This is a genomic window from Polaromonas sp. P3_B1, from assembly GCF_056402935.1.
The window spans coordinates 14,962-25,952 of sequence record NZ_JBFUGK010000003.1 but is presented as its reverse complement, the minus strand read 5'-3'; the positions used below and the strand labels follow the sequence as shown (position 1 = coordinate 25,952).

Here is a 10,991-nt window from a genome sequence, read left to right as displayed (position 1 = left end):
CAGCAGTTACCATGCAACTTTGTGTTTCGTACATTGCAAACTGCCGCCTTGCGCCGGCTTGAATGAATGCTTATGGAAGACTCCACGCCTCGCATCGAACAGCAGGACACGCCGCAAGGCCGGCTGTTTGTCGTGCAGGGTGCGTGGACGGCCGCGGGCCTCACCGGCGAGCGGGTCTGGGAGGCGTTGACGGCGCAACTCCAGGGCCTGGGCGATGCCTCCGGGTCCCAGGCGGGATGGAATCTGGAACAGGTGCGAAAACTCGACCACCTGGGCGCCCAGGTGCTGTGGAACTACTGGGGCCGCAACTGGCCAGCCCAACTGAAGGCGGAGCCCAACCAGCGCGCCGTGCTGGAGACCGTCGCCAAATTCAGCACCGAGCCGCCCAAGCGCCAAAAGCCCGGCTGGAGCCAGCCTTTTATCCTGCTGGGCATCCGGGTGCTGCAGCTGGTGGACCACCTCAAGGGCCTGGTGCGATTGATCGGCCAGTTGCTGCTGGACGTCATCCGCCTGGTCCGGCGTCCCCATGAAGGCCCCTGGCGCGACCTGTCCGGCCATCTGTTCCACATCGGCGCCACCGCGCTGCCCATCACCGCGCTGGTGGGCTTTCTGATTGGCGTCGTGCTGGCCTACCTGATCTCGCAGCAGCTGCGCCAGTTTGGCGCCGACGCTTTTATCGTCAACATCCTGGGCATCTCGCTGATCCGCGAACTCGGGCCGGTGCTGGCCGCCATCCTGATCGCGGGCCGCAGCGGCTCGGCCATCACCGCGCAGATCGGCGTGATGCGCGTCACCGAGGAACTCGACGCCATGCGCGTCATGGGCATCGCGCGCGGCTTTCGCCTGGTCATGCCGCGTGCGCTGGCGCTGGCCGTGGTGATGCCGCTGATCAGCGTCTGGACCACGATCGCCGCCTTGCTGGGCGGCATGCTGGCCGCCGACATTTCCATGGACGTCACGCCGTCCTACTTCGTCAACTCGCTGCCGGCCGCGGTGGATGTGGCCAACCTCTCGCTGGCCACCGGCAAGTCGGTGGTGTTCGGCGTGCTGATCGCGCTGGTCGGCTGCCACTACGGCCTGCGCGTCAAGCCCAACACCGAAAGCCTGGGGCAGGGGACTACGGCGTCTGTGGTGACCTCGATTACGGTGGTGATCCTGGTTGATGCCTTGTTTGCTGTCTTATTTAAAAGCGTCGGCATATGAATAGGGCCCCCCACGCTCGCCCACTGCGTGTGGCTCCCTGCCCCCCAAGGGGCGCATTTTCCTTGGGGCGGCCCGGCGGAAAATCGAATTCTTCAAAACGCCTGCGGCGCTTTTCCTATGAGTAGCCCCATCGTCGACATCAAAAAGCTCTGGACCGTGTTTCCCAACGGCGAGAAAAAGGCCGTGGTGCACAAGGACCTGGACCTGCGCGTCGAGCGCGGCGAGGTGCTTTCCCTGGTCGGCGGTTCGGGCACCGGCAAGACGGTGCTGCTGCGCCAGATGCTGGGGCTGGAAAAACCGACCCAGGGCGAAATCACCGTGCTGGGCCGGCCGGCGGCCGAGCTTGGCAAGCAGGGGGCGGCCAGCCGCGTCGGCATGCTGTTCCAGCAGGGTGCGTTGTTCTCGGCTTTCACCGTGCTGGAGAACATTGCCTTTCCGCTGCGCGAACTCAGGACCCTGCCGCGCGCGCTGGTCTATGAGGCGGCCATGGTCAAGCTGCAGATGGTGGGCCTGGGCCCCGACGCGGCCGACAAGATGCCCAGCGATCTTTCGGGCGGCATGATCAAGCGCGTGGCGCTGGCGCGCGCCCTCATCATGGACCCGCCGCTGCTGCTGCTCGATGAGCCCACGGCCGGGCTGGACCCGGAAAGCTCCGACAGTTTCGTCTCGCTGTTGCGTTCGCTGCACCGCGACATGGAACTCACGGTGGTGATGGTGACGCACGACCTGGACACGCTGTTCGAACTCAGTACCCGCATCGCGGTGCTGGCCGAGCAGAAGGTCATCGTCAACGATGTGCCCAAGGAGGTGGTGGCTTTCTCCCACCCCTTCATTCACGAATTTTTCCTCGGCGAAAGGGGCCAGCGCGCAATGGAATTGCTGCGTGAATACCCTTTTACTGTTTAGAAAGGCTTCGATATGGAAAACAAAGCCCATGCCATGGCCGCCGGTTCGTTTGTGCTGGTGGTCACCGCCTTGCTCGCGCTGCTGGCCGTCTGGCTCACGCGCGACAACACCCAGCGCGACCTTTACGACATGAGCACCAGCGAGACCGTGTCCGGCCTTCAGCCGCAGGCGGCGGTGCGTTTTCGCGGTGTGCCGGTGGGCAAGATCGAACTCATAGGTTTTGACGCCAAGGTCAAAGGCAACGTGCTGATCCGCGTCTCCATAGACCGCGGCGCGCCCGTCACCAAGTCCACCTTCGCCACGGTTGCCTCGCAGGGCGTCACCGGCCTGGGCTTTATCCAGCTCGACGACGACGGCAAGTCGGCAGAGCGCCTGGCCGTCAACGATGACGATCCGCCGCGCATCCCGCTCAAGCCCGGCGGCCTGGACAAGCTGCTCAAACAAAGCGAGGTGATCTTCAACCAGGTCGAGGAAGCCAGCACGCGGCTCAACAAGCTGCTGTCGGACGAGAACCAGCAGGCCGTGACCGCGGCGGTCAAACAGCTTGGCGACGCCGCCGGCAGCATGGACCGCGTGGCCAAGGGGCTGGAGCCCACGGTGGCGTCCCTGCCGGCCCTGTCGCGCGACACCACGGCCACGCTGAAGTCCGTCAAGACGGCCGCGGACGACATCAGCACGACCGCCACCCGCCTCAGCGAAAAGGGCGGTCCGCTCGACAAACTGTCCGAAGGCGGCACCGCGCTCGCCGCGGGCGTCGAGACCTTCAGCGCCGGAACGCTGCCCAAGCTCGGCGAGGTGGCCGACGAAACCGCACGCGCCATGCGCCAGATGCGCCGCACTGTGAGCGCCGTCGACGACAACCCGCAGTCGCTGATCTTCGGCAACGGTCCGCCTGTGCCCGGCCCGGGCGAACCCGGCTTTTCCGCCTCTGGAGTGAAAAAATGACGTCCACTTTTTCAAAAATCCCTTCGCGGGCCGCTGGCTTGCTGTGCGCGCTGCTGGCCGCCCTGGCGCTGGCCGGCTGCTCCGGCCTGCCCGACAAGCCCACGCGTGCCACCATGTACGACTTCGGCCCGGGCCCGACCGCCACCCTGCCCACCACGCGCCAGGCACCGCTGCCGCCGCTGGCCCTGGACGACATCTCCACCCCGGGCGGCGCACTCGACAACATGGCTGTGCTATACCGCCTGGGCTATGCCGACGCGCAGCAGCTGCGGCCCTATTCGCAGGCGCGCTGGAGCATGCCGCCCGCCCAGCTGGTGAGACAGCGCCTGCGCGAGCAGCTGGGCCAGCGCCGCGCGGTGTTCAATGCAGGGGCCAGCGTGGCGCTGAACCGCAGCCAGAACGCGGTGCTGCCCTTGCTGCTGCGCCTGGATCTCGAAGAGTTCAGCCACCTGTTCAGCTCCCCCACGGCCAGTGTCGGCCTGATACGCCTGCGCGCCACGCTGCTGGAGGTTACGCCTGCCGGCGAGAAGCTGGTCGGCCAGCGCTACGTCGTCGCGCAGCGGCCGGCGCCCAGCAGCGATGCGCCCGGCGGCGTCCAGGCCCTGACGGCCGCCACCGACGCGGCCATCGCCGAGATTGACCAATGGCTGCAGCAGACCCCCGCGCGCTGATGCGCGCCGCGCCATGAAAACGCTGCAAGAGCAACTGGACGCCGCCGGGCTGCAGGTGTTCGGGTGCTGCGAACGGTTGAGCGACTACGGTCCGGATTTGCTGCAGACCTCGCAGCTGCTGCAGGACTTCACGCCCGCCGAAGCCGACATCCTGGGTGCGTCCATGCTGCTGGTGCGCGCCGAGCCCGGCCAGGTGATGATCCGCGAAGGGGAGGCCGGCGACTGGATGATGCTGATCCTCAAAGGCACGGTCGACGTCACCAAGCGGCTGGAACGGCCGGCAGACGCCCAGGAGGCTGAAGACGCCGAGGCGGCGGTGTCGCGCGTGGCGGTGGTGCGCGGCGGCGCGGCGATCGGGGACATGTCCATGCTCGACAGCGAGCCCCGCTATGCCACCTGCACCGCCATCGAGGCGGTGGAGGCCGGTGTCTGGGGCCGCCACGAAATCGCCCTGCTGATCCGCGACCACCCCGGCGTGGGCGCCAAGCTGCTGGTCAAGATCACCCAGATGATGGCGCAGCGCCTGCGCAATACCAGCAACCAGTTGGTCAGAATACTTAGAAAACAAGCCGCCGCAGCCGCGGAAACACCGGCGCGCTGAAGCGCCCGCCCGCACTTCACACTCTCTTCACACAGGCGGCTCGGCCTCATCCTGCCTTCACACGCGGTTTGCAGACTCCCCTTCGTTGTTCAAACGAAAGGAAGCCATGAAACAAAAAATCGCCGCGTTGGCATTGGTGATCGTGCTGCTGGTCGTCGCGTTGATGAAAATCAGCGACGTGGTGCACGACCGCGAGACCTACCGCACCATCGCGATCCAGAGCATTGCCCAAAGCCTGGCCGGGTCACAGACGCTGACCGGCCCGCTGATTCACCGCGCCTGCACCGAAGAATGGGACGTCATCAGCGCCAGCAAGGAAGTGCGCAGCGAGCGCCGTGAGTTTGTGCTGGCCGCGGCGCCGGCCTCGCTCACGCTGCAGGGCGCCAGCAAGCTGGAGCCGCGGGCCCGGGGCCTGCATGCGACCCAGGCGTTCACCCTCAAAGCCAGCCTGTCGGCTGAGTGGACCGACCTGGATGCGCTCAAGCCCGTGGCGGAGCACACCGGATCGCGCATGAACTGCGGCCAGCCGCTGCTCATGATGGCGGTGTCCGACGCGCGCGGCATCCGCCATGCGAGTGTGAAGATCGGGGAGCAGCAGCTGGCGCTCAAGCCCGGCACCTTCTACGGCAGCCACCCGCGTGGCGTGCATGCGCCGCTGTCTCAAGCCTTGTTGCAGGCCGTGCCGCTGCAGGCGCAGATGGAGCTGGAGCTGGTGGGCACCGAGAGCATTTCGGTCGTGCCGCTGGGGGGCGACACGCGGGTGCAGCTCACGTCCAACTGGCCGCACCCGAGTTTCGGCGGGGAGTTCCTGCCGGTGGACCGCAAGGTCACAGCGGAGGGTTTTGAGGCCAGCTGGCGCGTGAGCTCGCTGGCCAGCACTGCGCAGCAGGACCTGACCCAGCGAGACCCGGCCAAGCGCAAGGCCGCCTGCCCGCCTTATAGCGGCTCGGCCAATGGCTGTGTGGAGGCTTTCAGCGTGACCTTTGTCGATCCCTCCAATACCTATGCGCTCAGCGACCGGGCCACCAAGTACGGCCTGCTGTTCATAGGCCTGACCTTTCTGGCGGTGGGCATGTTCGAGTTCATGAAATCGCTGCGCGTGCATCCCATCCAGTACCTGCTGGTCGGTGCCGCGATGAGCATGTTTTTTCTGCTGCTGGTGAGCCTGTCGGAGCACATGCCGTTTGAGAGTGCTTATGCGATTGCTGCGGCGGCTTGCGTGCTTTTGCTGACCTACTATGCCAGCCACATGCTGGGCCACTGGTCGCGCGGCCTGCCTTTCGGCCTGGGTATTGCGACGCTTTACGGCATGCTGTTCGTGCTGCTGCGCATGGAGCAGACCGCCTTGCTGCTGGGCGCCGTGGCGCTGTTCGCGGTGCTGGCCGCCGTGATGATGTTGACGCGGCGTGTTGACTGGTATGCGCGCTTCAAGCAGCCCGAAGCCGTGGCGAGGGTTGCCTGATGCGCGCGCCCGTAAGGCAGGGGCGCCTAGAAGTAAAGCTCAACCCGCAGGCCGGGCCGGGTGTTGCGAGCTACCATGCGGCCGCCATGCAGCTGCATGATCTGCCGCACAATGGCCAAGCCCAGGCCCGAGCCTTTGGTGTGGCCGTCGGGGCGCACGGTGGAAAAGAAGCGCTCGCCCAGCCGGGGCAGGGCGTAGTCAGCTACGCCGGGGCCGCTGTCCTGCACGGCGATGCGGTTCGGCCCGGCCTCCAGTGTGATCGTCGAGCCCTGGGGCGCGAACGAGCGCGCGTTTTCCAGCAGGTTGCTCAGCGCCAGGCCCAGCAGGCCGGGCTCCGCATGCACGTCGGCATGTTCCGGGCTGATTACGATTTCGACCGCATGCTGGGCCCGGCCGCCGGGTGCGACCTCAAGGGGCTTGAGGACGCCGGCCCAAGGAAGGCGCTCGCGCTCTACCTGTGCATGGCGCTGCTCCAGCTTCGTCAGTTCGAGCATGCGGTCCACCAGCGCCTGCATGCGGGCGGACTGGGCCAGTACCTGCCCCGAAAACTCGCGGCGCGCGTCTTCGGGGAGCTCGTCCTGCAGCAGCTCGCCAGCGCCGCGGATCGCCGCGAGCGGACTCTTGAGCTCGTGCGTCAGGGCGCGCACGTAATCTTCTATGTACTCGTGGCCCTCGAGCTTCAGGCGCATGGCATCGACTGCCATGGCCAGCTCGCCAAGCTCACCCGATATCTGCGGAACCGCGGGTTTTTCGCCCTGGCCGACGGCGTTGGCATAGCGGCGCAGCTTGCGAATGCTCCACACCACCCACAGCGTTACCGCCACGCCTATGCCCAGCGACAGCACCAGCAGCAGCGCGCCGCTTAACAGGATCTTGCGCTCGGCCCGGTCTATGAAGGCCTGTATCGTGGAGATAGGCTTGGCGACGGTCAGCACGCCGATGATCTTTCCGTCGCGCTGGACCGGCGCGGCCACATACATCACCGCGCTGCGGTCGTCCTGCTGCACTTCGCGGGTGGCGCGCGCGCCGTATTCGCCGCGCAGGGTGCGGGCCACGTCGCGCCATTGCGAGTAGTCCTGGCCGGTCGCAACGTTCTCCGAATCGAACACCACCTTGCCGCCGGCGTCGGTGACGTAAACGCGAAAGTCCAGCGACTGCTTGGCCAGGCCCCAGATCTTCGCGTCGATGGGCCGCCTGGCATAGTTGCGCACGTGGCCGGCAAAGCGGCCATCGGCCATGTTCCCGGCCGCCAGGTCGTCGCCGGCCAGCTCGGCCAGGATGTTGGCGGTGTCCACCATCATGTCTTCCATGACTTCGCGCACGCTGGGTTTCACTTCGACCATGAAGACGCGCAGCGTAAAAACCGCCGCCAGGCCGGTGACCAGGAAAAAGCCGAAGAGCAGGCGTATGCCTAAACGCATTTCAGCCGCCTTTGACGCGCTCTAGGTCAATGGAATAGCCCATGCCGCGGTGCGTGGTGATGCAATCGTGCCCGGGAGCGGCTTCCTGCAGTTTGGCGCGCAAGGTCTTGATGTGCGTATCCACGGTGCGGTCGGTGCTGTCCGTGCCGGCGCCCCAGACCGCGTTCAGCAGCTCATCGCGCGAACGGATGCGGCCCCGGTGGCGCAGCAGGTCCGCCAGCAGGCCGAATTCACGTCGCGTGAGGTTGAGCGGGCGGCCGTGCAGGCTCACTCGCTGGCCGGCGATGTCAAGTTCAAAAGGATTGCCCGCAGGCGCCGGGGCAGGGGCCGGCATGCGTGCGCGCCGCAGCAGGCTGCGCACGCGGGCCAGCAGTTCGCGCGGGCTGAAGGGCTTGCTCACGTAATCGTCGGCGCCCAGTTCCAGGCCCAGCACCCGGTCGATCTCTTCACCCTGGGCGCTGAGCACCAGCACCGGCAGGCTGCCGGCGGCGCGCAACTCGCGGCACAAGTCCAGGCCGCTGCCGTCGGGCAGGCCGACGTCCAGGATCACGGCATCGGGCAGCTGCCGGCTGATCTGGGCGCGCGCGTCGCCCAGCAGCAGGCTGTGGGTCACAGTGAGGCCGTCGCGCTCCAGCGTGTAGATGATGGAGCGGGCGATTGCCGGGTCGTCCTCCACCAGCAGGATGCGCGCACCAGCCATCGGGTTCAGGAACGGAGAATTGGGAACAACTTGCCCAGGCCGTCGGCCATCACTTCGACGGACAGTGCAGCCAGGATCAGCCCCATCAGCCGCGTCATGACGTTGATGCCGGTCTTGCCCAGCACGCGGGCAATCGGCTCTGCCAGTGAAAAACAGATGGCGGTGGCCAGGGCAATCACGATGCCGTAACCGACCAGCATGGACAGCTGCAGGGCCGTCTTGGCCTTTTCGGCGTAAATCACCACCGTGGACATGGTGGCCGGCCCGGTCAGCAGTGGAATGGTCAGCGGCACCACGGCGATGCTGGCGCCGCGCGCGGCTTTGGCCGCGCCGTCTTCCATTTCATTGGTTTGCGGCTTGGCTTCGGCAGGCTGCGCATTCAGCATGTTCATGGAGCTGATCAGCAGCAGCATCCCGCCGCCGACCTGGAAGCTCGCCAGCGAGATGCTGAAGAAGTCGAGGATCTGCAAGCCCAGCAGTGCACTGATGGCGATGACGAGAAAGGCGGTGAAGGACGCGACCAGCACGGTGCGGCGGCGCTGCTCGTCGGAAAAGTCCTGCGTGTAGTGGATGAAGAAAGGCACGATGGCCAGCGGGTTGACGATGGCCAGCAAAGTGACAAGCGGTTTAAAGTCCATCGTTACTCCCAAAAGGCAACCCAAATTTCAGCCAGGGCCGCGGAACCGGCTTTGCCGGGCCGCAGGCGCAGCGCCCCCGAGGGGCTGGAGCCTGCAGCTCCAAGCCTGCCCGCGCAGGCTTGGACAGGCGACAGAGGCGAAGCGTCTCGCGAGCCGCGGCCTGCAAGGCCTCGCGAAGTACACGCAGTGACGAGCGTGGGGGCATTACCTGCCTCCTGCTACATCCAGCAACGCGCCGGTGGTGTAGCCCGAATTGTCGCCGAGCAGCCAGACAATCGACGCGGCGACCTCGTCGGCGGTGCCAGGCCGCTGCATGGGTACCAACGGCGCGAGCTCGCGGGCCCGGTCGGGCAGGCCACCCGAGGCGTGGATGTCGGTGTCAATGATGCCGGGACGCACGGCGTTCACGCGTATGCCTTCGGTAGCGACTTCCTTGGCCAGGCCAACGGTGAAGGTGTCGATGGCGCCCTTGGCGGCCGCGTAGTCCACATACTGGCCCGGGCCACCCAGGCGCGCCGCGGCGCTGGACAGGTTGACGATGGCGCCGCCCGCGCCGCCGTGGCGGGTGCTCATGCGTTTGACGGCTTCGCGCGCGCAGAGGAAAGAGCCGAACACATTGATCTCGAACATGCGCCGCAGCCGCTCCAGGGTCATGGCGTCGACGCGGGTGGTGCGGTCCACCACGCCCGCGTTGTTGACCAGGCCGTCCAGCCGGCCCAGCTTGGCGTCCACTTTCTCAAACATCGCCAGCACCTGCGCCTCATCGGCCACGTTGGCCTGCACCGTGATGGCCTGGCCGCCAGCCTGGCGGATTTGCCGGACCACCTCATCGGCCGCCAGCGAGTTGCTCGCATAGTTGACGGCCACTGCCCAGCCCTGGCGCGCCGCCAGCAGGGCCGACGCCGCGCCTATGCCGCGCGAACCGCCCGTGATCAGAACAACTTTTGACAAACCGCACCTCCTGCAGAAAATGGCAATCCCGGGTAAAAACAAGGATTGGGCGGATCAATGTACCCTAAGCTGTATCTTGCGCAATGCCCGGCCGCCGGCGGCGCGGCCCACTCATCCACAGACACTGACGGAGACACTCTTGAGCACCACCGTGGACTACTATTTCACCCCGCAAAGCCCCTGGACCTACCTGGGCCATGAGCGCTTCGCGCAAATTGCCCGTGCGGCGGGCGCCACCGTGCGGGTGCTACCCATAGACCTGGGCGGCAAGGTGTTTCCCGTCTCTGGCGGCTTGCCGCTGGGCCAGCGGGCGCCGCAGCGCCAGGCCTACCGGCTGCTGGAGCTGCAGCGCTATTCGGACTACCTGCATGCGCCGCTGAACCTCAAGCCCAAGTACTTCCCGGTTTCCGGCGACGATGCTGCGCGCCTCATCATCGCCGTGGACATGCATGAAGGCACGGATGCCGCAATGAAAATCGGCGGCGCCATTTTCAGCGCCGTATGGGTGCGCGAGCGCCACATCGCCGATGAAAAGGTGCTGGCCGAGCTGCTGGCTGAATGCGACCTGCCTGCCGAACGGCTGGAGCAGGCCTTCAGCCAGGCGGTGCAGGAACGTTACGAGGCCAACACCCAGCAGGCGATTGACGCCGGCGTGTTCGGCGCGCCCAGCTATGTCGTGGACGGCGAACTGTTCTGGGGCCAGGACCGGCTGGACTTCGTCGAGCGCAAACTCAGGGCGGGCGCCTGAAGCGGCTGCTGACTCATCCACCACTCAACTTACGCCATCCTCAAGGAGCATCCCATGGGTCAATTCATCAATCTCACCGCCGCTGACGGTTTTGTCGTGCCGGCCTATGTCGCGCAACCCGAAGGCAAGCCGCGCGGCGGCGTCGTGGTGGTGCAGGAAATCTTCGGTGTCAACTCTCACATACGCGCCGTCACCGATCGCTTCGCCGCCCAGGGTTACCTCGCGGTGGCGCCCGCGACCTTTGAGCGCGTCAAGCCGGGCGTCGAGATGGGCTATAGCGAAGAAGACATGAAAGCCGGCTTCGAACTCAAAACTGCCGTCAGCGCCTTGCCCGGCGCCGGCGTGCTGCAGGACCTGCAAGCGGCGATTGACCACGCGGCCAAGGCCAGTGGCGGCAAGGTCGGCATCATCGGCTTTTGCTGGGGCGGCCTGCTGACCTGGCGCGCGGCCTGCCTGCTGGACGGCCTGTCGGCGGCCATTCCCTATTACGGCGGCGGTATCACGGCCGAGGAAGAAATCGCGCGCCAGCCCAAGTGCCCCGTGATGGCCCACTTCGGCGACCAGGACCACTGGATTCCCATGGAGGGCATTGAAGCCTTCACCAAGGCGCATCCCGAGGTCGAGGTGCACGTCTACCCGGCCAACCACGGTTTCAACTGCGACCAGCGCGGCTCCTATAACGAAGCGGCGGCCAAGCTGGCGCGAGAGCGTTCGCTGGCCTTTTTCGCCGCCAAGCTGGGTTGAA

General features: G+C 66.2%; 12 protein-coding genes. 8 read left to right on the top strand and 4 right to left on the bottom strand.

Features of this window, described 5'->3' with window-relative positions; genetic code table 11:
* The first annotated feature begins 72 nt into the window (after window positions 1-72).
* The 6 genes from AC1DXS_RS02575 (at window position 73) to creD (ending at window position 5,788) form a co-directional block, all read left to right on the top strand.
* Window positions 73-1,203, top strand: a complete 1,131-nt coding sequence (locus AC1DXS_RS02575) for an MlaE family ABC transporter permease (protein WP_477736015.1) — start codon at window positions 73-75, stop codon at window positions 1,201-1,203.
* 117 nt (window positions 1,204-1,320) lie between these two features.
* Entirely contained in the window at window positions 1,321-2,109 is a 789-nt protein-coding gene (locus AC1DXS_RS02570; RefSeq protein ID WP_477736014.1) for an ABC transporter ATP-binding protein, read from the top strand.
* 12 nt (window positions 2,110-2,121) lie between these two features.
* On the top strand, window positions 2,122-3,054 hold the full coding sequence (locus AC1DXS_RS02565; RefSeq protein ID WP_477736013.1) for an MlaD family protein: 933 nt from the start codon (window positions 2,122-2,124) through the stop codon (window positions 3,052-3,054).
* Window positions 3,051-3,725: an ABC-type transport auxiliary lipoprotein family protein gene (locus AC1DXS_RS02560; RefSeq protein ID WP_477736012.1), complete on the top strand. Its 675-nt coding sequence runs from the start codon at window positions 3,051-3,053 to the stop codon at window positions 3,723-3,725. The genes AC1DXS_RS02565 and AC1DXS_RS02560 overlap by 4 nt, the downstream gene beginning before the upstream one ends.
* 13 nt (window positions 3,726-3,738) lie before the next feature.
* Window positions 3,739-4,326, top strand: a complete 588-nt coding sequence (locus AC1DXS_RS02555) for a Crp/Fnr family transcriptional regulator (RefSeq protein ID WP_477736011.1) — start codon at window positions 3,739-3,741, stop codon at window positions 4,324-4,326.
* A gap of 106 nt (window positions 4,327-4,432) precedes the next feature.
* A complete protein-coding gene (creD, locus tag AC1DXS_RS02550; protein ID WP_477736010.1) occupies window positions 4,433-5,788 on the top strand; it encodes a cell envelope integrity protein CreD in 1,356 nt (451 codons plus the stop codon).
* Between the two features lie 26 nt (window positions 5,789-5,814).
* Here creD and creC read toward each other — a convergent pair whose 3' ends face one another.
* The 4 genes from creC to AC1DXS_RS02530 all read right to left on the bottom strand — a co-directional run bounded on the left by creC (window position 5,815) and on the right by AC1DXS_RS02530 (window position 9,498).
* Complete coding sequence (gene creC, locus AC1DXS_RS02545; RefSeq protein WP_477736009.1) at window positions 5,815-7,209, bottom strand: two-component system sensor histidine kinase CreC; 1,395 nt, start codon at window positions 7,207-7,209, stop codon at window positions 5,815-5,817.
* A gap of 1 nt (window position 7,210) precedes the next feature.
* Window positions 7,211-7,909, bottom strand: coding sequence for a two-component system response regulator CreB (gene creB, locus AC1DXS_RS02540; protein WP_477736008.1), 699 nt, complete (start codon window positions 7,907-7,909; stop codon window positions 7,211-7,213).
* Between the two features lie 5 nt (window positions 7,910-7,914).
* Entirely contained in the window at window positions 7,915-8,547 is a 633-nt protein-coding gene (locus AC1DXS_RS02535; protein WP_477736007.1) for a MarC family protein, read from the bottom strand.
* Between the two features lie 204 nt (window positions 8,548-8,751).
* Complete coding sequence (locus AC1DXS_RS02530; RefSeq protein WP_477736006.1) at window positions 8,752-9,498, bottom strand: SDR family oxidoreductase; 747 nt, start codon at window positions 9,496-9,498, stop codon at window positions 8,752-8,754.
* 139 nt (window positions 9,499-9,637) lie between these two features.
* Here AC1DXS_RS02530 and AC1DXS_RS02525 point away from each other — a divergent pair, with 139 nt between their 5' ends.
* Both AC1DXS_RS02525 and AC1DXS_RS02520 read left to right on the top strand, forming a co-directional pair.
* A complete protein-coding gene (locus tag AC1DXS_RS02525; RefSeq protein ID WP_477736005.1) occupies window positions 9,638-10,246 on the top strand; it encodes a DsbA family protein in 609 nt (202 codons plus the stop codon).
* Between the two features lie 54 nt (window positions 10,247-10,300).
* Complete coding sequence (locus AC1DXS_RS02520; RefSeq protein WP_477736004.1) at window positions 10,301-10,990, top strand: dienelactone hydrolase family protein; 690 nt, start codon at window positions 10,301-10,303, stop codon at window positions 10,988-10,990.
* Window position 10,991: the final 1 nt, after the last annotated feature.

Bases quoted from the DNA above. Each gene is read 5' to 3' on its own strand.
- creD (WP_477736010.1), top strand. From the start codon at position 4,433: ATGAAACAAAAAATCGCCGCGTTGGCATTGGTGATCGTGCTGCTGGTC.
- creC (WP_477736009.1), bottom strand. From the start codon at position 7,209: ATGCGTTTAGGCATACGCCTGCTCTTCGGCTTTTTCCTGGTCACCGGC.
- creB (WP_477736008.1), bottom strand. From the start codon at position 7,909: ATGGCTGGTGCGCGCATCCTGCTGGTGGAGGACGACCCGGCAATCGCC.
- AC1DXS_RS02555 (WP_477736011.1), top strand. From the start codon at position 3,739: ATGAAAACGCTGCAAGAGCAACTGGACGCCGCCGGGCTGCAGGTGTTC.
- AC1DXS_RS02520 (WP_477736004.1), top strand. From the start codon at position 10,301: ATGGGTCAATTCATCAATCTCACCGCCGCTGACGGTTTTGTCGTGCCG.
- AC1DXS_RS02575 (WP_477736015.1), top strand. From the start codon at position 73: ATGGAAGACTCCACGCCTCGCATCGAACAGCAGGACACGCCGCAAGGC.
- AC1DXS_RS02535 (WP_477736007.1), bottom strand. From the start codon at position 8,547: ATGGACTTTAAACCGCTTGTCACTTTGCTGGCCATCGTCAACCCGCTG.
- AC1DXS_RS02560 (WP_477736012.1), top strand. From the start codon at position 3,051: ATGACGTCCACTTTTTCAAAAATCCCTTCGCGGGCCGCTGGCTTGCTG.
- AC1DXS_RS02570 (WP_477736014.1), top strand. From the start codon at position 1,321: ATGAGTAGCCCCATCGTCGACATCAAAAAGCTCTGGACCGTGTTTCCC.
- AC1DXS_RS02565 (WP_477736013.1), top strand. From the start codon at position 2,122: ATGGAAAACAAAGCCCATGCCATGGCCGCCGGTTCGTTTGTGCTGGTG.